The sequence below is a fragment of the Rhodoplanes tepidamans genome (genome assembly GCF_030813915.1).
Classification (GTDB): Bacteria; Pseudomonadota; Alphaproteobacteria; order Rhizobiales; family Xanthobacteraceae; genus Rhodoplanes; species Rhodoplanes tepidamans.
Genome location: NZ_JAUSUJ010000022.1, coordinates 71119 through 91547 on the forward strand (window position 1 = coordinate 71119; position 20429 = coordinate 91547).

Annotated in this window: 20 protein-coding genes; 10 read left to right on the forward strand and 10 right to left on the reverse strand. The window is 71.0% G+C overall.

Features of this window, described 5'->3' with window-relative positions; genetic code table 11:
- Nucleotides 1-68: 68 nt before the first annotated feature.
- The 5 genes from J2S22_RS22965 to J2S22_RS22985 all read right to left on the reverse strand — a co-directional run bounded on the left by J2S22_RS22965 (nt 69) and on the right by J2S22_RS22985 (nt 6123).
- Nucleotides 69-611 (reverse strand): RNA polymerase sigma factor, encoded by a 543-nt coding sequence (locus tag J2S22_RS22965; protein WP_272778612.1) that lies wholly within the window; start codon nt 609-611, stop codon nt 69-71.
- A 293-nt stretch (nt 612-904) separates the two neighbouring features.
- Entirely contained in the window at nt 905-2434 is a 1530-nt protein-coding gene (gene ppx, locus J2S22_RS22970; protein ID WP_272778613.1) for an exopolyphosphatase, read from the reverse strand.
- Nucleotides 2427-4643, reverse strand: a complete 2217-nt coding sequence (locus tag J2S22_RS22975) for an RNA degradosome polyphosphate kinase (protein WP_272778614.1) — start codon at nt 4641-4643, stop codon at nt 2427-2429. Before J2S22_RS22975 ends, ppx begins: the two co-directional genes overlap by 8 nt.
- 137 nt (nt 4644-4780) lie before the next feature.
- A complete protein-coding gene (locus J2S22_RS22980) occupies nt 4781-5557 on the reverse strand; it encodes a P-loop NTPase family protein (protein ID WP_272778615.1) in 777 nt (258 codons plus the stop codon).
- Nucleotides 5557-6123 carry a CDP-alcohol phosphatidyltransferase family protein gene (locus J2S22_RS22985; RefSeq protein ID WP_272778616.1) on the reverse strand — a complete coding sequence of 189 codons (567 nt, stop codon included), beginning with the start codon at nt 6121-6123 and terminating at the stop codon, nt 5557-5559. The genes J2S22_RS22980 and J2S22_RS22985 overlap by 1 nt, the downstream gene beginning before the upstream one ends.
- A gap of 171 nt (nt 6124-6294) precedes the next feature.
- Here J2S22_RS22985 and purM point away from each other — a divergent pair, with 171 nt between their 5' ends.
- From purM to J2S22_RS23000, 3 genes are all read left to right on the forward strand, one after another.
- Nucleotides 6295-7371, forward strand: coding sequence for a phosphoribosylformylglycinamidine cyclo-ligase (purM, locus tag J2S22_RS22990; RefSeq protein WP_272778617.1), 1077 nt, complete (start codon nt 6295-6297; stop codon nt 7369-7371).
- Nucleotides 7372-7389: 18 nt separating this feature from the next.
- Nucleotides 7390-8049 carry a phosphoribosylglycinamide formyltransferase gene (purN, locus tag J2S22_RS22995; RefSeq protein ID WP_272778618.1) on the forward strand — a complete coding sequence of 220 codons (660 nt, stop codon included), beginning with the start codon at nt 7390-7392 and terminating at the stop codon, nt 8047-8049.
- Nucleotides 8050-8127: 78 nt separating this feature from the next.
- Entirely contained in the window at nt 8128-8856 is a 729-nt protein-coding gene (locus J2S22_RS23000; protein WP_272778619.1) for a glutathione S-transferase family protein, read from the forward strand.
- A gap of 122 nt (nt 8857-8978) precedes the next feature.
- Here J2S22_RS23000 and J2S22_RS23005 read toward each other — a convergent pair whose 3' ends face one another.
- Complete coding sequence (locus tag J2S22_RS23005; RefSeq protein ID WP_272778620.1) at nt 8979-9182, reverse strand: cold-shock protein; 204 nt, start codon at nt 9180-9182, stop codon at nt 8979-8981.
- Between the two features lie 574 nt (nt 9183-9756).
- Here J2S22_RS23005 and J2S22_RS23010 point away from each other — a divergent pair.
- Nucleotides 9757-10086 carry a hypothetical protein gene (locus J2S22_RS23010; protein WP_272778621.1) on the forward strand — a complete coding sequence of 110 codons (330 nt, stop codon included), beginning with the start codon at nt 9757-9759 and terminating at the stop codon, nt 10084-10086.
- Between the two features lie 147 nt (nt 10087-10233).
- On the forward strand, nt 10234-13185 hold the full coding sequence (locus tag J2S22_RS23015) for a cation-translocating P-type ATPase (protein ID WP_272778622.1): 2952 nt from the start codon (nt 10234-10236) through the stop codon (nt 13183-13185).
- 283 nt (nt 13186-13468) lie between these two features.
- Here the strand turns inward: J2S22_RS23015 and J2S22_RS23020 are convergent, their stop codons facing one another.
- Nucleotides 13469-14203, reverse strand: a complete 735-nt coding sequence (locus J2S22_RS23020; protein ID WP_272778654.1) for a TerC family protein — start codon at nt 14201-14203, stop codon at nt 13469-13471.
- 153 nt (nt 14204-14356) lie between these two features.
- Nucleotides 14357-14779 (reverse strand): nucleoside-diphosphate kinase, encoded by a 423-nt coding sequence (ndk, locus tag J2S22_RS23025; protein WP_272778623.1) that lies wholly within the window; start codon nt 14777-14779, stop codon nt 14357-14359.
- Nucleotides 14780-14979: 200 nt separating this feature from the next.
- Between ndk and J2S22_RS23030 the strand changes: the two genes are divergently transcribed.
- Nucleotides 14980-15159, forward strand: coding sequence for a hypothetical protein (locus J2S22_RS23030; RefSeq protein ID WP_272778624.1), 180 nt, complete (start codon nt 14980-14982; stop codon nt 15157-15159).
- A 117-nt stretch (nt 15160-15276) separates the two neighbouring features.
- Here J2S22_RS23030 and J2S22_RS23035 read toward each other — a convergent pair whose 3' ends face one another.
- Complete coding sequence (locus tag J2S22_RS23035) at nt 15277-15510, reverse strand: DUF2171 domain-containing protein (protein ID WP_272778625.1); 234 nt, start codon at nt 15508-15510, stop codon at nt 15277-15279.
- 87 nt (nt 15511-15597) lie between these two features.
- Here J2S22_RS23035 and J2S22_RS23040 point away from each other — a divergent pair, with 87 nt between their 5' ends.
- Complete coding sequence (locus J2S22_RS23040) at nt 15598-16578, forward strand: NADPH:quinone reductase (RefSeq protein WP_272778626.1); 981 nt, start codon at nt 15598-15600, stop codon at nt 16576-16578.
- Nucleotides 16579-16645: 67 nt separating this feature from the next.
- On the opposite strand, the gene J2S22_RS23045 is transcribed toward J2S22_RS23040, so the two are convergent.
- Nucleotides 16646-16903, reverse strand: coding sequence for a hypothetical protein (locus J2S22_RS23045; protein ID WP_272778627.1), 258 nt, complete (start codon nt 16901-16903; stop codon nt 16646-16648).
- A gap of 271 nt (nt 16904-17174) precedes the next feature.
- On the opposite strand from J2S22_RS23045, the gene J2S22_RS23050 reads away from it, so the two are divergent.
- From J2S22_RS23050 to J2S22_RS23060, 3 genes are all read left to right on the forward strand, one after another.
- A complete protein-coding gene (locus J2S22_RS23050) occupies nt 17175-17897 on the forward strand; it encodes a DUF1236 domain-containing protein (RefSeq protein WP_272778628.1) in 723 nt (240 codons plus the stop codon).
- Nucleotides 17898-18106: 209 nt separating this feature from the next.
- Nucleotides 18107-19768, forward strand: coding sequence for a tetrathionate reductase family octaheme c-type cytochrome (locus tag J2S22_RS23055; RefSeq protein ID WP_272778629.1), 1662 nt, complete (start codon nt 18107-18109; stop codon nt 19766-19768).
- Complete coding sequence (locus tag J2S22_RS23060) at nt 19765-20412, forward strand: cytochrome b/b6 domain-containing protein (RefSeq protein WP_272778630.1); 648 nt, start codon at nt 19765-19767, stop codon at nt 20410-20412. The genes J2S22_RS23055 and J2S22_RS23060 overlap by 4 nt, the downstream gene beginning before the upstream one ends.
- Nucleotides 20413-20429 lie beyond the last annotated feature (17 nt).

The window sequence follows — 20429 nt, forward strand, 5'->3', positions numbered from 1 at the left end:
GCGCCGGGCGTGTCCCGCCCGCGCGCGCCGCCCCCACGGCGCATCCGGATTACACCACCACGGACGTTTCAGTCCGCCGAATTTTCAGGAGCGCCCGGCAGCAGGTCGGCGCGGCGCAGCTCGTCGCGCACGGCCGTGTAGGCCTCATGGACGAGCCGGCAGACGAGCGACACCGAGATCCCGAGCTCACGGCCGATCTCGGCCATGGTGCGACCGTCGAGCCGGTGCATCTCGAAGGCCCGACGGGTGCGCGGCGGCAGCCGCGCGAGCGCCGCCATGGCGGCGGCGAGCGCCTGCCGGTCGGCCAACACGGCCTCGGGGTTCGGCGCTGCGTCGGGCAATGCCCGGAACGCGGCATCGCTGTCCTCGGCCGGTCGCATCACCTCGAGGCGGCGACGGTGGTCGAGCGCGAGATTGCGGGCCGTCCGGACCAGGTAGCCGCGATGGTCCTCGACCGCGGTGCCGGCGGCCGCCCGCGACACCTTGAGGAAGGCCTCCTGGACCAGATCCTCGGCGAGGTGCGGGTCGCCGATGATGCGCCGGATCAGCCGTTCGAGGCGGCCGCGCTCGGAGGCAAAGACCAGGGCGAGATCGGCGGTCGGGGGCGGCATCGCCTGTCTCACGTCACCTCGGTCGGCCCGCGGCACACCGCGTCGGCCGGCGGGCCGGTCGTCGTCATGACCCGGCCCGATCGGCTTAGCTTATGGGTCATCGCGTTTCAAACGCGATGATTTCGAGCGATTCCAAGCTGCGGCTTCACCGCCGCCGGATCGGTTTCACCTGAAACCGCATGCTCCGCGCGGTTCCGCGCAAGCGGGACCCTGGAGCCACACGCCGCACGGCCTGGTCCCCGCCGTCGCGGGGACAAGCGGCTCGCGGCCGAGTCATCGCGACCGGAAATCGCTCAGCCCGTCACCATCAGGGGCTCGCGGCCGATCAGGCGGGCGAGCTGGCGCAGGCGGTTGGCGATGCGCTCGCCGCCGAGCGCCGCATGCGCCTCGCGCAGCACGAGCTGGAGCTGGCCGCGCCGCACCACCATCGGAACCGACGGCAGGATGCCCGGCATGGCGGCCGAGATCAGGTAGGCGACCCGCATGGCACCGCCGAGCACCCGGGCCCGGTCGATCATCCGGGCCGTGACCAGCTCGCGCACGCCGGGCGACAGCTCGCCCTCGAACAGCCCGGCATGGCGGAAGTAGACGGCGAGCGCCACGAAGGTGCGGCCGGGATGGTCGACGCCGAGGAAGTTGGCGTGCGAGATCACGTTGAGCGACTGCTCGCCGCGATAGTCCGGATGGGCGCGCCAGCCGATGTCGCCGAGCAGGCAGGCGGCGTGGCGCAGCCGCTTCTCGTCGGCGGTCTCGTCGATGCCGGTCGACGCCATGAAGCGGTCGGTCCAGTCGACCAGCTCCAGCGCGTGCGCCGGCGAGCGCGAGCGCAGCACGTTGAGCTCCATGGCGGCGGCGAGCAGCGGGTCCTTGCGGCGCTCGCGCTCGCCGAGCGCCGAGTAGAGGAGCCCTTCGCGCACGCCCGCGGCCGACACGACGATCTCGCGCGGCCGGGCGGTGCGGATGATGTGCTCCAGCACCACGGCCGCATAGGCGAGCAGCGGCCGGCGGAACTCGTTGACCGACTCGATCTGCGACAGCGTGTCGGCGTTGACGCGGCGGACCAGCCGGACGAACTCCAGCGCCTCGCGGGCCGGGATCACGTAGTTCTGCATCACGTGCAGCGGATACCCGGTCTGGCGCATGTGCAGGCGGGTGAGCGCGCGCCAGGTGCCGCCGACCGCGTAGAAGGCGCGGCCGCTGCCGGCCTTGAGGAACTTCACGTCGCGCAGCGCCTGGTCGACGATCTTGTCGGCCTTCTTGAGCGAGCGGGCCGAGAGGTCCTGCAGGGCGAGGCCGCCGAGCGGCAGCGAGGCGCCGCCCTTGAGGCGCGTGCCCTTGACGTCGACGAGCTCGAGCGAGCCGCCGCCGAGGTCGCCGACGATGCCGTCCGGCTTGTAGACGCCGGACACGACGCCGAGCGCCGACAGCGTCGCCTCGCGCTTGCCGGAGAGGACGTCGATGCGGGTGCCGCAGATCGCCTGCGCCTCGCGGATGAAGTCCGGCCCGTTCCTGGCCTCCCGGCACGCGGCCGTGGCGATCACCCACAGCCGTTCGACGCCCATGACGTCGCACAGGACCCGAAACCGCCTCAGCGCCTCGATGGCGCGCGCCACCGCGTCGGCGGCGAGCAGGCCGGTGGAGAGGACCTCGCGGCCGAGCCCGGCCAGGACCTTCTCGTTGAACACCGGCGTCGGGCTGCGGCTGAGCCCTTCGTAGACGACGAGGCGGATCGAATTGGAGCCGATGTCGACGACCGCCACGGGCGGCCCGACGTCGAGCCGGCCGGGGGCGGCCGCGGCGGCCGTCGGGCTGCGCTTAAGCACGGTCTCCCCGCCGGGTGAAACTGCGCGGGGACGACTCCTTCACGGACTTTCCGCGGCCGGAGAGACTGGGATTCGTCATGAAGTACTTGTGCGCGTTGAAGGGCTCTTCGCCGGTGGCGGCCTTGATACGCGTCGAGCTGCCGTCCGGCAAGAGCGTCCAGCTCTGCTCGTTGTCCTTGAGGTTGGCGATCATGATCTGGTCGAGCACCTGCTCGTGCACGGTCGGATTGAGGATCGGGCACAGCACCTCGACGCGGCGGTCGAGATTGCGCGGCATCATGTCGGCCGAGGAGATGTAGACGTGCGCCTTCGGGTTCGGCAGCGCCTGGCCGTTGCCGAAGCAGTAGATGCGGCCGTGCTCCAGGAACCGGCCGATGATCGACTTGACCCGGATGGTGTCCGAGAGCCCCGGCACGCCGGGCCGCAGGCAGCAGATGCCGCGCACCACGAGGTCGACCGGCACGCCGGCCTGCGAGGCGTCGTAGAGCGCGTCGATGATGCCGGGATCGACCAGCGAGTTCATCTTCATCCAGATCGCCGCCGGCTTGCCGGCGCGGGCGTTGTCGGTCTCCTCGCGGATGTGCTGGATCATCCGCTCGCGCAGGTCGATCGGCGACACCGCGAGCCGCTCCAGCCCGGCCGGCTCGGCGTAGCCCGTGATGAAGTTGAACACCCGGGCGACGTCGCGGGCGACCGCCGGGTCGGCCGTGAAGTAGGACAGGTCGGTGTAGATGCGCGCCGTCACCGGGTGGTAGTTGCCGGTGCCGGTGTGGACATAGGAGACCGGCGAGCCGTTCTCGCGCCGGATGACCAGCGACAGCTTGGCGTGGGTCTTCAGCTCGATGAAGCCGTAGACCACCTGGGCGCCGGCGCGCTCCAGGTCGCGGGCCCAGCGGATGTTGGCCTCCTCGTCGAAGCGCGCCTTGAGCTCGACCACCGCCGTCACCGACTTGCCGAGCTCGGCCGCCTCGGCCAGCGCCTTGACGATCGGCGAGTTCTTGGAGGTGCGGTAGAGCGTCTGCTTGATGGCGACGACGTCGGGGTCGCGCGCCGCCTGCTCCAGGAACTGGACGACGACGTCGAACGATTCGTAGGGGTGGTGGACGACCAGGTCCTTCTGCCGGATCGCCGCGAAGCAGTCGCCCGCATGATCGCGGATGCGCTCGGGAAAGCGCGGATTGTAGGGGACGAATTCGAGGTCGGGCCGGTCGAGCGCGGTGAGCTGGGAGAGCTCCGACAGCGCGAGCACGCCGTCGACGAGGAACACCTCGTCGTCGGCGACCGCCAGCGCGCGCTGGACGAAGCGCTGCAGCTCGGGCGGCGCCGCCGCGTCGAGCTCGAGCCGGATCACCGACCCGCGCCGCCGCCGCTTCAGCGCGGTCTCGTAGAGCAGGACGAGGTCCTCGGCCTCCTCCTCGATCTCCACCTCGGAGTCGCGCAGCACCCGGAAGCCGGCCTGCCCCTTGAGCGCGTAGCCGGGGAACAGCCGCGGGATGAACAGCGTGATGGCGTGCTCGACCGTGATCAGCCGGACGCCGCCGCCCTCCTCGCCGCCCGAAAGCCGGATGAACCGCTCGATCTTGGGCGGCACCCGGATCAGCGCGTTCATGGCGCGGCCGTCGCGGCTGCGCGACAGCTGGAGGGCGAGCGAGAAGCCGAAATTGGGGATGAACGGGAACGGATGCGCCGGGTCGATGGCGAGCGGCGTGAGCACCGGGAAGATGTGCTTGAGGAAGTGGTCCTCGAGCCAGGCCCGCTCGGCCTTCTTCAGCTCGTTGCCCTCGACGAAGACGATCTTCTGGGTCGCCAGCTCGGTCTTGAGCTCGCGCCACAGCCGCTGCTGCTCCTCGCCGAGCTCCTTCACGGACTCGTTGATGCGGGTCAGCTGCTCGCTCGGCGTCAGGCCGTCCGGGCTCTTGGTGGCGATGCCCTCGCGCACCTGCCCCTTGAGGCCGGCGACCCGGACCATGAAGAACTCGTCCAGGTTGTTGGCCGAGATCGACAGGAACCGCACCTTCTCCAGCAGCGGGTGGTTCGGATTGGCCGACTCCTCCAGGACCCGCCGGTTGAACTGCAGCCAGGACAGCTCGCGGTTGATGTAGCGGGTCGGGTCGTGCGGCTTCTTCGGCTTGACGGGCTTCGGCGCCACCGGGGCGATCCCCGGAACGTGGGTTTCCGTCGTCGGATCGATGTCTTGCTGGTCGACCATGGTGCTCGGCTCGAAATCCCGGCGGCCACCGGACGGTATCGTGCTGCGGGCCGGGTCGACGACTATGCGGGTCCGCAGAGCGTAACGCCAGACCCGGGCGGCCCGGCGGCGACCGCGTGATTTCGCCGCTGGCCGGGTCAGGCCGCGGGCGGGCCGGCGCGGGCCGGGCCGGGCGGCGCGCCGGGGTCGTCCTCCGGGTCGTCGCCCGCCGGATCGCCCTCCTCCGGGTCGTCCTCGCCGGCGCGGCCGAGGACCGCCACGGCGAGCGCCCGGGTGACCGGCCGCTGCCGCCGCAGACCCTCGCGGTCGAGCGTCGCCACGGCGGCGCGGGCGGCCGCGAAGGAGCGCTCGATCCGCCGCTCCAGCCAGGTCAGCAGCCCTTCGTCGACGGCGAGCTGGCGGTCGGCGAACAGCTTGACCAGCACGGCGCGCAGCAGCGCCGCGTCGGGCGGCGCCACCTGGACGACCGGCATGGCGCGCAGCCGCGAGTGGAGGTCGGGCAGCCGCAGCGTCCAGCCGGCCGGCGGCGCCGCGACCGTGAGGAGCAGCCAGGTGCCCTGATCGCGCGCCAGGTTGAGGAGATGGAAGAGCGCCACCTCGTCGACGCCCGACCGCACGTCCTCCAGCACCAGGGCGCCGGCCGCGAGCGCGTCCGGACCTCCGGCCTCGCCGAGGGCGGCGGCCGGCAGGATGCGGGCGCCGGCGCGCTCCGCCCAGACGGCGGCGAGATGGCTCTTGCCGGCCCCTTCCGGCCCGGCCAGCACCAGGGCCCGGGCCGGCCAGTCGGGCCAGCGGTCGACCATCTCCAGCGCCGCGGCGTTGGACGGGCTCGCCAGGAAGTCGTCGCGGGAGAATCGCGCCGGATGCTCGAGGCTCAGCGCCAGCTGCCCCGGATCGGTGGGGCGGCCCGCCATCAGCCGGGCTCGCTTTCGGCGGCGAGGTGGCGGACCCATTCGCGCGTGTAGGCGCCGATCGACAGGAGCGTCGTCGCCGCCACCAGATACATGGTGATCGACTGCACCGGCTCGGCGTCGAAGTCGAAGCCGAGCGCGGCGAGCACCAGCGAGGCGAAGACGATCTGGACCACGGTGTTGAGCTTCGAAATCCACAGCGGCCGCACGCGGATCGGCTTGCCGAGCAGCATGGTGAGGGTGACGGCCCCGACGATCATGATGTCGCGCGACACGACGAGGATCACCAGCCAGAGCGGGATTCGTCCGAACCAGCCGAGCCCGACGAAGATCGCGACGATCAGCATCTTGTCGGCGAGCGGATCGAGATGGGCGCCGAAGTCGGTGGTCAGGCCGAACCGCTTGGCCAGGAACCCGTCGACCGCATCCGACACCCCGGCGGCGACGAACAGGAGAAAGGCGAGCTGCATCTCGCCGGCCGCGATCGCCCACACCAGCACCGGCACGAGCAAGATTCGTACAATGGTTACGATGTTGGGAAGATTGGTGACCAGATTGGGAAGATTCACGATCGACCCCGGCTCACGCGGACCCGGCAACCGGTCCGGAACGCTGAAACGCCACGAATTATTCTTTTGGCGGACCAAGGCTTCTTATTGTGATCGGCATCGTTGCGCTAGGCCCGATTCCCACGTAGGACCCCGCATCTTCGACGCACCGGACCTTCGAGGGCCGACCTCATGAGCGAAACCAGCCGACCGGGCCTGACCTATGCCGACGCCGGCGTCGACATCGACGCGGGCAACCGTCTGGTCGACCTCATCAAGCCGCTCGTCCGCGCGACCCGCCGGGCCGGCGCCGACGCCGAGATCGGCGGCTTCGGGGCGGTGTTCGACCTCAAGCCGGCCGGCTTCAAGGACCCGGTCCTGGTGGCGGCCACCGACGGGGTCGGCACCAAGGTGAAGATCGCCATCGAGAGCGGCCGCCACGCCACGATCGGCATCGACCTCGTCGCCATGTCGGTCAACGACCTCGTGGTGCAGGGGGCCGAGCCCCTCTTCTTCCTCGATTATTTCGCCTGCGGCCGGCTCGACCCGGAGCGCGCCGCGGTCATCGTCGGCGGCATCGCCGAGGGCTGCCGCCAGGCCGGCTGCGCCCTGATCGGCGGCGAGACCGCCGAGATGCCGGGCGTCTACCAGGGCGACGACTACGACCTCGCCGGCTTCGCGGTCGGCGCCGCCGAGCGCGGCGGCCTGCTGCCGCGGCCGGTGGCGGCCGGCGACGTGCTGCTCGGCCTCGCCTCCTCGGGCGTGCATTCGAACGGCTACTCGCTGGTGCGCCGGATCGTCGCCGGCTCGGGACTCGGCTGGGACGCCCCCGCCCCGTTCGATCCGGCCCGGTCGCTCGCCGAGGCGCTGCTCGCGCCGACCCGCATCTACGTCGCCGGCTGCCTGTCGGCGATGCGCGAGACCCGCGCCGTCAAGGCCTTCGCCCACATCACCGGCGGCGGCTTCCCGGACAACATCCCGCGCGTGCTCGGCAAGGCGTTCGGCGCCCGCATCGACCTCGACGCCGTGCCGGTGCCGCCGGTGTTCGGCTGGCTCGCCGCGGCCGGCGGCGTCGCGCCGCTGGAGATGCTGCGGACCTTCAACTGCGGCATCGGCATGATCGCGGTGGCGGCCCCCGACGAGGCGGACGCGGTCGCCGCGGCGCTGACCCGGGCCGGCGAGCGGGTCGCCCGCATCGGCGCCGTGGTGGAGGCGAGCCCCGGGGCGCCACGGGTGACCTATACGGGCCGCCTCGCGCTCGACGCCTGAGCCGGGACGCTGCGAGCCATGGCCAGCGCACGCGCCAAGGTGGCGATCCTGATCTCGGGGCGCGGCTCCAACATGGCGGCGCTGATCGAGGCGGCCGCCGACCCCGCCTTCCCGGCCGAGATCGCCCTCGTCGTCTCCAACCGGCCGGACGCCGCCGGGCTCGTGCGCGCGGCCGCCGCGGGGATCCCGACCAAGGTCGTCGACCACAAGGATTTCGGCAAGGATCGCGAGGCCTTCGAGCGGGCTCTGGACACGGTGCTCCAGGAGCACAGCATCGCCATTCTGTGCCTCGCCGGCTTCATGCGGCTGCTGACGCCGTGGTTCGTCGGGCGCTGGGAGGGGCGGATGATCAATGTCCACCCGGCCCTGCTGCCGTCGTTCAAGGGGCTCGACACCCACGCCCGGGCGCTCGCCGCCGGGGTGCGGCTGCACGGCGCCACCGTCCATCTGGTGGTGCCGGAGATGGACTCGGGACCGATCATCGTGCAGGGCGCCGTGCCGATCGGCGACGACGACACCGAGGCGACCCTGGCGGCCCGGGTGCTGGCGGTCGAGCACCGCATCTACCCGCTGGCGCTGCGCTGGCTCGCCGAGGGCCGGATCACGGTCGAGGCCGGCCGCTGCCGCATCGCCGGCGCCGCGGCTCCCGACGGCGCGATCGTTGCTCCGACGGTGTGACGGCCGGCGCCGGCCGTCACAGGGCCGCCACGACGACCGGCAAGATGGCACCGTGTCGTCGATCCCCCGAGGAATTCCATGATCACGCTGTACGGCTTCGGCCCCGCCTTCGGGCTGCCCGACCCGAGCCCGTTCGTCACCAAGGCGGAGACGCTGCTGAAGATGGCGGCGGTGCCCTACCGCACCGCGCCCGGCAATCTGCGCAAGGCACCGAAGGGCAAGTTGCCCTACATCGACGACGACGGCGCCGTGATCGCCGATTCGACCTTCATCCGCTGGCACCTCGAGACCAAGTACGGGCTCGCCCTCGACCGGTCCCTCTCCGACCCCGAGCGCGCCGTCGCCTGGGCGTTCGAGAAGATGATCGAGGAGCACCTGTACTGGGCCTTCGTCCACGCCCGCTGGGTCGACGACGCCAATTTCGACCGCGGGCCCCGCCAGTTCTTCGCCGCCGTGCCGGCCCCGATGCGACCGCTGGTGATCGCCTTCGTCCGCCGCAGCGTCCGGCGCGACCTGCATGCCCAGGGCCTGTCGCGCCATTCGGCCGACGAGTTGCTGCGGCTCGGCACCCGCTCGATCGACGCGGTCGCCGACTATCTCGGCACCAAGCCGTTCTTCATGGGGGACGAGCCGACCGCGGTCGACGCCACCGTGTTCGCCTTCATGGCGGGAGCGCTGTGCCCGCAGTTCATCACGCCGCTGCGCACCGCGGCGGAGCGCCACGACAATCTGCGCGGCTATGTCGGGCGGATGGCGGCGCGCTGGTTCCCCGACTACCCGGAGCTGGTGGGGCCGCGGCCGGCGTGAGCGGCCCGGGGACGCGCGCGGGCAGGACGTGCGGACGACGACTCGCAGGCAAGAAAAAACCCCCGGGGTGAACCGGGGGCTACGGGACGCACCCGCAAGCCGGGCGAAGCCGGCCGGGCCGCTTACGCGACCTTGAGGTTCTCCGCGGAGGTCTTGCCGCGGTTGGTGACGAGCTCGTACTCGATCACCTGACCTTCATTCAGGGTGCTGAGACCGGCCCGCTCGACTGCCGAGATGTGGACGAAGACGTCCTTCTCGCCGGTCGACGGCCGGATGAACCCATAGCCCTTCGTGGGGTTGAACCATTTGACGGTGCCTTTTTGCATCGTCGGTCTCCTGATCAAAGTCTGACGTCGCGATGGACGCGTGGTGGCCACGATGCAATCGCTTGCACCCCGCGTAACAACCTGGATTTTGGGGAGATCCGAAACGTTGGCGTCGTTCAACGCTGCGCGGCCGGAACGGCCAAAAACCGATTGCCTCAACCAGATAACGACAGATCGGCGACAGACGCAAGTTGAAATAGACATAGCCCGAGGCGGATGTACTTCAAAAACGCATGTGTAGTCCGATCTTTACGCGTGAGATGATCTTGCTGCAGCGCATCAAAGTCCGGCCGCGAGTTCGCCTCGGCCGCGAATGGCGGGCGTAAAGGGGACTTTACAGCAGTACCGCGGGGGCGGCCCGCCACCGTAGAAATACCCCCCCAGGTGCACGGCTACAGGATGTCGCAGGGGCGCGGTATGGTGTTGTGCCCCCGAGTTCCAATCCTCGCAAAATGAACAGAACTCGAGCCATAGTCTTCGCGTTTCCCCGGGGCCGTGTTTTGCTTTCTCCGGCCGTCGGATGCGCGATCGACCTCGGAAAGAGCGGGAGCATGGCCGGGTCCCGGAGACTCCGATGGCTCCTGTGAAGACGGCACCGGGCTGGCACAAGCCGGCCCTTCGAATGCCGCGTCTGGCGCTGCTGCTCGCCGTCCTGTCGGCGGCCGTCACGGTGCCGCTCGCGCTGTTCGCGTGGCTGATGCCCCCCACCGTCGTGATGTCCTGCTTCGCCCTGCTCTCCGTCGTGTTCGCCGCGGCGCTGGCGGTCGCCGACCGCATCGCCGGACCGCAGCGACAGGCCGACCAGCCGACCCTTCGCGACATCGCCGGCGCCTTCGCGCTGGCCGCCGCGACGGCCTCGGTGCTGGCCGACATCGACGACACGGCCCGCTGGCTCGGGCTCTGATCCGGGGCGACCGCCCCGGCGGTCGCCGGCTGCCCCTCCGCACGGCCAGCGAGTGCCGCCGTGACCAGAGACGCTCCATTGTCGCCCGTTCGCTCCGGCGCCCGGCCCCTGCCGGACGCCGTGCCCGGGCATTCGAAAGCTGCTGCAATGAACAAGCCCTATCCCGCTCCCGCCGCGCCCGCATCCGCGTCCGACCGGGGCGGATCACCCCTGCCCGGTTCCGCGCCCGCCGCCGGCGCCGCCGTCGCGCCGCCGCACCGGCTGCCCGTCGCCGCCGTCGTCGCCGGCCTCGGGTCCGACGCTGCCCGCGGGCTGACGCGCGCCGAGGCCGAGCGCCGCATCGCCGAATACGGCGAGAACCGCCTGAAGTCGGCGCCCGAGACGCCGTGGTGGCGGCGCCTCGCCGAGCAGTTCCAGGACTTCCTGGTGATCATCCTGCTGGTCGCCACGGTGATCTCCGGCCTCGAATGGCTGCTGCAGGAGCCCCGCGAGTCGGCCCTGCCCTACGAGGCGATCGTCATCATGGCGATCGTGCTGCTCAACGCGCTGCTGGGCTTCGTCCAGGAGGCGCGCGCCGAGAAGTCGGTGCGCGCCCTGATGGCGCTCGCGGCGCCCGAATCGACCGTGGTGCGCGACGGCGAGCGCCAGCGCATCCCGGCGCACGACATCGTCCCGGGCGACGTGCTGCTGGTGGAGGCCGGCGACCGCATCCCGGCCGACGCGCGGGTGATCGAGGACGCCAACCTGCGCACCGACGAGGCGGCCCTCACCGGCGAGAGCGTGCCGGTGGTCAAGGACGCCGCCGCGATCGACCACGATGTCGGGCTCGGCGACCGCCGGAACATGCTCTATGCCGGCACCACGGCCACCTACGGGCGCGGCCGCGCCATCGTGGTGGCGACCGGCATGGGCACCGAGGTCGGCAAGATCGCCGAGCTGATCGAAGGCGCCGAGAAGCAGGCGACGCCGCTGCAGAAGGAGCTCGACCGCACCGGCAAGCGGCTCTCCATCATCATGCTGGTGATCTGCGGCGTGGTCTTCGCGACCGGCCTGCTGAAGAACCCGGTCACCGATCTCGACGCCATCCTGGGCCTGTTCCTGTTCGCCGTCGCCCTCGCGGTCGCGGCGATTCCCGAGGCGCTGCCGGCGATCGTCACGGTCGGGCTCAGCCTCGGCGTGCGCCGGATGGCGCAGAGCAACGCGATCGTCCGCAAGCTCCCGGCGGTCGAGACCCTCGGCGCCGCCACGGTGATCTGCAGCGACAAGACCGGCACGCTGACCCGCAACGAGATGACGGTGCGCACCGTGCTGGCCGGCGACGCCGTGGTCGACGTCTCCGGCAGCGGCTACGTGCCGGAGGGCGAGTTCACGGTGGCCGGCGAGCCGCTGGCGAGCCGGCCGGACGTCCAGGAGGCGGTGGTGCGAACCCTGCAGGCCGCCGCGCTGGTCAACGACGCGACGCTCGCGTCGCGCGAGGGACGCTGGCTGGTGCAGGGCGACCCGACCGAGGGCGCCCTGGTGGTCGCGGCCCGCAAGGCGGGACTGACCGAGGCGGCGCTCGCGGCGATGCCGCGCATCGCCGAGATCCCCTTCACCTCGGAGCGCAAGCGCCACGCCACCCTGCACGCCGACCGCGCCCGGCCCGGCGAGCTGACCCTGTGCGTCAAGGGCGCCCCCGAGGTGCTGCTGCCGCGCTGCCGCGAGATCTTCGACGGCCGCCGCAGCGTGGCGCTGGACGACGCCGGCCGCGCCGCCGTGGCCGAGCGCAACGACGCGCTCGCCGCGCAGGCGCTGCGCACGCTCGCCGTCGCCACCCGCACCATCCGGGCCGAGACGCTCGGGCTGGACCCGGCCGCCATCGCGGCCGGGACGACGGGCGACGTCGAGTTGCCCGAGGACATCGAGGACGATCTCGTTCTCGTCGGCCTCGTCGGCATGATCGACCCGCCGCGCGCCGAGGCCAAGGACGCGGTGGCGACCGCCAGGCGGGCCCACATCCGCACCGTGATGATCACGGGCGACCACCCGGCGACCGCCGAGGCGATCGCCCGCGAACTCGCCATCGTCGAGCCCGGCACCCGGGTCGTCACCGGCGCCGAACTGCGGCGGACGAGCGACGCCGAACTCGACCGCATCGTCGAGGCCGTGCGGGTGTTCGCCCGCGTCGACCCCGACCACAAGCTGCGCATCGTCGAGGCGCTGCAGCGGCGCGGCCACATCGTCGCGATGACGGGCGACGGCATCAACGACGCCCCCGCCCTGAAGACCGCCAATATCGGCGTGGCGATGGGCATCACCGGCACGGACGTCTCCAAGGAGGCGGCCGACATGGTCCTCACCGACGACAACTTCGCGAGCATCGTCAAGGCCATCGAGGAAGGCCGCGGAATCTTCGACAACATCCGCAAGTACCTGATCTACCTGCTGTCCTCGAACGCGGGCGAGCTCCTCACCATGTTCGCCGGGGTGATGTTCGCCGGTCTCCTCGGGCTCGCCTCGACCAGCCACGGCCTGTTCCTGCCGCTGCTCGCCGCCCAGCTCCTGTGGATCAACCTGATCACAGACGGGCCACCCGCGCTGGCGCTCGGCGTCGATCCCAAGGACGCCGACGTGATGAGCCGCAAGCCGCGCCGGCGCGGTGCCGGCGTGATCGGCACGGCGGACTGGGTGCGCATCGCCGGCGTCGGCGCCGTCATGATGGTCGGCACGCTCGCCGTGCTGGACGCCTACTACCCGGGCGGCATGATCACGCTGTTCGCCCGCGAGGCGGCGCCGAACCCGGCCGACGAGGCCTATGCCCGCACCATGGCGTTCACGACGCTGATGATGTTCCAGCTGTTCAACGTCTTCAACAGCCGCTCCGGGCACCGCAGCGCGTTCGTCGGGCTGTTCGACAACCTCTGGCTCATCGGCGCGGTCGCGCTGTCGCTCCTCGCCCAGATCCTGGTGATCTACGCGCCGTTCATGCAGGCGGCCTTCCAGACCGTGTCGCTCGGCCTCGGCGACTGGCTGGTGGCGACCGCGGTCGGGGCGACGCTCCTCGTCGTGATGGAGATCGTCAAGCTGGTGCTGCGGCTGCGCGGGGTGGAGGAGGCGTGAGTCTCCGGCGAGCCGCCACGGCCGCCCCCTCTCCCCTCGCGGGAGAGGGGGCCCTCGCACAGCGAGGGCGGGAGAGGCGGCGGCCGCGGACGCGGAGCCTGCTGCGGCGGCCCCCCTCACCCGTCTCGCCGCGACGCGGCGATCCACCCTCTCGTCGCGCGATCGCGCGACCCGCGCGGGGAGAGGACGCGACCGACCAAGAAAAGGCGGCCCCGGAATCCGGGGCCGCCTTGGTTTCGATGCGGGTCCCGGCGGCCATGTGCCGGGACCAAGGGAGCGAGACTCAAGCCTCGTGCTTGGCCACGTCGGCGGCCCGGGCCAGCTTGGACCGTCGCCACAGGCCGCCCACCACCAGCACCAGCACGGCGCAGACCGCCGCGGCGGCGAGCTCGACCTGGTGGGCGCCCTCCGGACCGAACCGGCCGACCAGCAGCGGCTCGACGGCCGGATCGGTCGCCAGCACCTCGCCGGTGATCCAGCCGAGCAGCGCCGCACCGGCCCAGATGAGGATCGGGAAGCGGTCGAGCAGGCCCATGATCAGAGCGGCGCCGGCGATGATCAGCGGCACCGACACGGCGAGGCCGAAGATCAGCAGGAGCAGGCTGCCGCCGGCGGCGGCCGCGATCGCGATGACGTTGTCGAGGCTCATCACGATGTCGGCGATGGCGACCATGCGGACGGCGCGCCACAGATGGTCGGCCGCCTCCACCTCGCCATGCGATTCGTCGGGCACCAGCAGCTTGCAGGCGATGTAGAACAGCGCCAGCCCGCCGGCGATCTTCAGGTACGGCATCGTCATCAGCGAGGCGATGATGACCGTGAACACGATGCGCAGCCCGACCGCGACGCCGGCGCCCAGGATCATGCCCCAGAAGCGCTGCTTCGGCGGCAGGCTGCGGCACGCCATGGCGATCACCACGGCGTTGTCGCCCGAGAGCAGGATGTTGATCCAGATGATCTTCCCGACCGCCACCCAGAAGGCGGGATGGGCCATCTCGGCCGCCCCGCTCTGCATCATGGCGCTCCACCAGGCCGGATTGAGATAGTCAGCCGCGATCATGGTCAGCCTCGCTGGCGGCCGGCGGGCTCCGCCGGTCCGCACCTGTTCACCATATCTTCCTTAAGCCACAACCATAGCGCGACATTCAGCCCCGCCGGCCGGCTCCGAGCGTCAGCCGACGATCTCGTTGCCGGAGAAGAACTGGGCGATCTCGATCGCCGCGGTCTCGGGGGCGTCCGAGCCGTGCACCGAATTCTCGCCGATCGACTTCGCGTGCGCCTTGCGGATGGTCCCCTCGGCCGCCTTGGACGGGTCGGTGGCGCCCATCAGCTCGCGATAGCGCGCGATGGCGTTGTCGCCTTCGAGCACCTGGACGACCACCGGGCCGGAGATCATGAAATCCACCAGCTCGCCGAAAAACGGACGTTCGCGGTGGACGGCGTAAAACGTCTGCGCCTGCTCGCGGGTAATGCGGACCCGCTTCTGGGCGACGATACGGAGGCCGGACTGCTCGATCATCGCATTGATCGCGCCCGTCAGATTGCGGGCGGTGGCATCCGGCTTGATGATGGAAAAGGTGCGCTCGACGGCCATGTTGACTCCCCTACACCGGCCCTAGCGTGCCGCGGCTTATACCCTCGGGGTAGAGCTTGCGACAATCGCCGGCCGTGCAGAGCAGCTATAATGGCACTGCTTGCGCAGCGGAACTCCCCGGCGCGCAGAAAATTCTGCCTTCGATCCGTACCAATGCGGCTCTACCCAGGGCTGCCGGAACGCCCAGGGGAGATGGTGGCATGCGTGTCGTGTTTGCGTTCGTGTTGGGTTTCGCGGTCGCGGTCGGTGGCGCCTTCCTGCGCGACAGCACGATCGCGCCCAGCGACCGACCCTTCGTGAACTGGGAGGTCGTCAAGGAATCGACGGACTCCACCATGGTCAAGGTCCGCGAGCAGTGGGATCGCCTGACCGGCCGGTGAGCCGCAGGCCCTGGCCGACAGGCGCACCGCACGCGCCGACCACGCGCGGCGCCGACGCGCCGGCCGCGCTCCCGCCCGGCCGGCATGCCTCGGCCTGTTCCGTCCGGCCGCCTCGCGTCAGAGGTCGGCGGGCTCCCACTGTGCCATGGCGTCGTCGGAGACGAGGCTGAGGTGGACCTTGCCGTCCACCTCCTCGACCCAGGCGAGCGGAATCAGGTGGTGGCAGCCGCCCGCCTCCGGGCCGGTGCGGGCGAGCTTGATATGGTCGCCGTCGACGCGGTCGACCGTGCCGACCGGCAGGTCGTCGGCCCCGACCACATCCATGTGCGCCTGGATGTCGTTGTGCGGCATGGAGCCCTCCTGGATGATGCGCGGAGACAAATCGGCTGCCGCAGCGCCGGTTCCGGCGCAGGACGGCCGCCCGAAGGAGAGATCACGATGCGCGCCGCCTGGTACGAACGAAACGGTCCCGCCCGCGAGGTGCTGACCGTCGGCGAGATGCCGGACCCGGAGCCCGGCCCCGGCGAGGTGCGGGTGCGGCTCGCCACCTCCGGCGTCAATCCGTCCGACGTGAAGGCCCGCGCCGGCCGCACCCGCAAGATCGCGTTTCCGCGCGTGATCCCGCACAGCGACGGCGCCGGCACGATCGACGCGGTCGGACCCGGCGTGCCGGCATCGCGCCTCGGCGAGCGGGTGTGGACCTGGAACGCCCAGTGGAAGCGCGCCTTCGGCACCTGCGCGGAGGCCGTGACGCTGCCCGGCGAGATGGCCGTGCCCCTGCCCGATTCGGCGAGCTTCGAGATCGGCGCCTGCCTCGGCATCCCGCTCATGACGGCGGCCCACGTGATCGAGACCGCGCAGGCGTGGGCCGGATCGACGCTGCTGATCAGCGGCGGCGCCGGTGCGGTCTCGCACTACGCCATCCAGCTCGCCAGGATGCGCGGCGCCGTGGTGATCACCACGGTCAGCTCGCCCGAGAAGGCGGCGCTCGCCCGTGCGGCCGGGGCCGACCACGTGATCGACTATCGGCGCGAGGACGTCGGGGCGCGCGTGAAGGAGCTCACCGACGGCGCCGGCGTCGACGCCGTGATCGAGCTCGACATCGCCGCCAACACGGCGCTGCTGCCGCAGGTGCTGCGGCCGCGGGGGCTCGTGGTGGTCTACGGGACCGGCGGCGCGGAGGGGCCGGTCCCGCTCTATTTCTTCCTCACCGGCCAGATCGCGCTGAAGTTCGTCTTCGTCTACGAGCTGACCGCGGAGGAACGCGCCACGGCGCTGGCGACGATCGCCGGGGCGCTCGCGGCGGGGCGGCTCGTCCACAACATCGCGGCCGTGATGCCGCTCGCCGAGGTGGCGGCCGCGCACGAGGCCGTCGAGAGCGGCCGGGTCGCCGGCAACGTGGTGCTGTCGATCGGCTGAGCGGACGGCGGGCTTCGGCGGGAGAGAGAGCGCGGCGCAGCCGCCGCGCGTCGTCAGCGTCGTCGGATCACTGACCGTACTTCTCGAGCACCTTGCGGCACGGCACGCTCAGCTTCTGGCGCTGCGCCTGGAAGCAGCTGAGCACCGCCATGTCGTCGCCCAGATAGGGCTTGCACAGCGTGGTGGCGTCGCGTTGGCAGGCCTTCTGGTCCTCGTCCGTCCCGCGGGTCGGAACCGGCAGCGGAAACGACGGCTTCTGCGCCAGCGCGGCGGACGACGCCAGGACGGCGGGAGCGATGACGAGAACGGCAAGCAGACGAAGCATTGGACCTCCTGTGCGCCGAGACATCGGCCACCGCGAATCACATCCGCGGTTTTTCATAGCATCCTGATTATCAGACCGGATTCGCGCGCCGGGCTCGACCCCCGTCGCATTCCCCCGAGCCGTCAAAGGCCGGGCCAATGCGGCTTTCCTGTGGACGATGGGCTTCGCCCCGACTCCGGCGCCCAGGAACCCCCTCACCGGCGCGGCGTTCGCCGTTCGTCGGGTGCACCCGACGGCATGGGGTCACAAGCACCATCTGGAGGAAGGCTCGATGAAGACGAATCGACTGTTGATTGCAACCGGCATTTCCGCCCTCGTCGCGGGCACCAGCCTCGCGGTCGCGCAGGGCGGCGGTGGCGCCTCCGGCGGCGCCGGCATGAGCGGCTCCGGCGGCTCCGCCGGCCCCGGATCGACCATGGGCGGCCCCTCCGGCGGCGCGCCGGGCGGCGCCATGCACGGCGGCAGCGGTCGCGAGACCACCGGCCAGGGCACGGGTGCGTCGCAGTCCGGCGGCTCCGGCGCGCAGAGCCCGAGCGCGCGCGAAGGGGCCGGCGCGCCGACGACCTCGCCGGATCGCCGCTCCGGCGGCTCCGACCAGCGCGGCGCGTCCGAGCGGTCCGGCACCGGCGACGAACGCGGCCGGACCTCCGAGACCGAGCGCGGCCGGTCCGACCAGGACCGCACCCGCACCGGCCAGGACCAGCGGGGCTCCGATCAGCGCGGCTCCGCCAAGTCGGCCGACCTGACCACCGAGCAGCGCACCCGCATCCGCCAGACCATCGTCAAGGAGGGCAATGCGCCGCGCGTCAACAACGTGAACTTCTCGCTCTCGATCGGCACCGCGGTGCCGCGCTCGGTGCGGCTCGCCCGCGTGCCGTCGACCGTGGTCGAGATCTATCCGGCCTGGCGCGCCTACGAGTACTTCATGGTGGGCGACCAGATCGTCATCGTCGATCCGAACACCATGCACATCGTCGCGGTGCTGCCGGCCTGACCCCGGCCGCCCGGGACGACCGGGACCAACCGCGTCGGCACGGGGACGGGGCCGGCTTCCGCCGGCCCCGTCGTTTCGTCTGCGACGGGCCGCGGCACGCGCGTTGCGCACAGCGCGACGCAAAGCGACGGCCGGTTGATTTGCATCATTTCTGATATGTGCAACTGAGGCACGCTCACGGTCTCCATCCTCGTCGAGAGGAGACCGACGTGACGGCTGCCATCCCGACGCGGCTCGGACCCGTTCTCATCTCGGTCCTGACCGCCGCCACCCTCGCCTTCTCGAGTGATCACCCGGCCCGCGCGCAGGTTCCGCCCAAGGGCCCGTACGTCCACGGCCAGGTGGCCTCGAAGCCCGCCGGCGGCACCGCCGACCACGGCAAGTTCGAGGTCCTGAAGCAGGACTTCAAGTCCGGGCCGGAGGTCACCAAGGCCTGTCTCGGCTGCCACACCGAGGCGGCCAGGCAGGTGATGGGGACCCTGCACTGGAGCTGGGACTACACCAACTCCCGCACCGGGCAGCGCCTCGGCAAGAAGAACGTCATCAACGACTTCTGCGCCAGCGTCACGTCCAACGAGCCGCGCTGCACGAGCTGCCACGCCGGCTACGGCTGGAAGGACGCGACCTTCGACTTCGCCAAGGCGGAGAACGTCGACTGCCTGATCTGCCACGACCGGTCGGCGACCTACTGGAAGAACCCGACCGGTGCCGGACATCCGCCCTACACGCCGGTCATGCAGGGCGACCGGCAGATCGGCGCGGTGCCGAACCTCTCGCAGGCGGCCCGCAGCGTCGGCCTGCCGGGGCGCGAGAACTGCGGTGCGTGTCACTTCCACGGCGGCGGAGGCGACGGCGTCAAGCACGGCTCGCTCGACTCCTCCCTGCTCGCGCCGGACCGCGAGCTCGACGTCCACATGGACGCCAAGGGACCGAACTTCGCCTGCACGGCCTGTCACGTCACCCAGAAGCACGTGTGGGCCGGGAGCCGCTACGACGTCCACGCCATCGATTCGAAGGGCCTGCCCCGGCCGGGGCAGCGGCGCGACGTCGCCACCTGCGAGTCCTGCCACGGCCTGCGCCCCCACAAGGGGTGGAACCTGACCGACGTGACGCTCAACACCCATGTCGAGAAGCTCGCCTGCCAGACCTGCCACGTGCCCGCCTTCGCGCGCGGCGGCGTGCCGACCAAGATGCGGTGGGACTGGTCGACCTCCGGCCGCCTGCGCGACGGCAAGCCGTTCCAGATCCGCGACGAGAAGGGCCGGCCGGTCTACGAGTCGATCAAGGGCGACTACGTGCTGGCCGAGAACGTGACGCCGCAATACTTCTGGTTCGACGGCGAGATCATCTACCAGAACGCCGAGCGCGTGTTCGATCCGGCCAGGCAGCCGGTGCCGATCAACCCGATCTCGGGGACGCCCGGCGACCCGAAGTCGCGGATCTGGCCGTTCAAGGTGATGACCGGCAAGCAGCCCTACGACAGCGTGCAGAAACACTTCGTCTATCTGCACGTGTTCGGTCCGACCGACGCCGCCTACTGGCGCGGCTTCAACTGGGACAAGTCGATCTCGGCCGGCATGGCGGCGATGGGCCTGCCGTGGTCGGGCAAGTTCGACTTCGTCGAGACCGTGATGTACTGGCCCCAGACCCACATGGTGGCGCCGAGCGCGAAGGCGGTGAAGTGCGGCGAGTGCCATCGCACCGACGGCCGCCTCGCCAGGCTCGCCGGCTTCTACATGCCGGGGCGCGACAGCGCCCGCTGGGTGGACGTCCTCGGGATCGGGCTGATCGGGCTGGTCGCCGCCGGCGTGGTCGGCCACGCGCTGATGCGCCTCGTGTACCGGTTCCGCCGCAGGGAGACGCCGACATGACCGTCATGCGGGTGAAGGTCTTCACGCGCTTCGAGCGCTTCTGGCACTGGAGCCAGGCGGCCCTGATCGTGGTGCTGATCGGGTCCGGCCTCGGCCTGCACGGCGTGCACCGCCTGGTCCGATACGGCGACATGCTGACGATCCATGTCGCCGCCGCGCTCGCTCTGGTGCTGCTGTGGCTGTTCGCCGTCTTCTGGCATCTCACCACCGGCCAGTGGCGGCACTACCTGCCCACCCTGCAGGGGCTCGGCCCGATCCTGCGGTTCTACGCCCTCGGGATCTTCCGGGGCGAGCCGCACCCGTTCCGCAAGACCCGGCGCCGCAAGCACAATCCCCTGCAGGCCCTGACCTATCTGATGCTGAAGCTGGTGCTGTTCCCGATCATCTGGGTGAGCGGCCTGCTGCTGCTCACCTACGATCTCTGGCATCAGAAGCCGTGGTCCACCGCCGGGCTGGAGGCGATCGCCACGCTCCACACCGCCGCAGCCTTCGTGATGATCGCGTTCCTGATCGTGCACGTCTACGTGATCACGACCGGCCACACCGTGGGGGAGCAGCTCCGCACCATGATCACCGGCTGGGACGACATGGATCTCGACCAGGCCGAGGCGGAGGTTCTGAAGCGCGACGGCGCCGTCGGCTGACCTCGGCGGTACCGCGA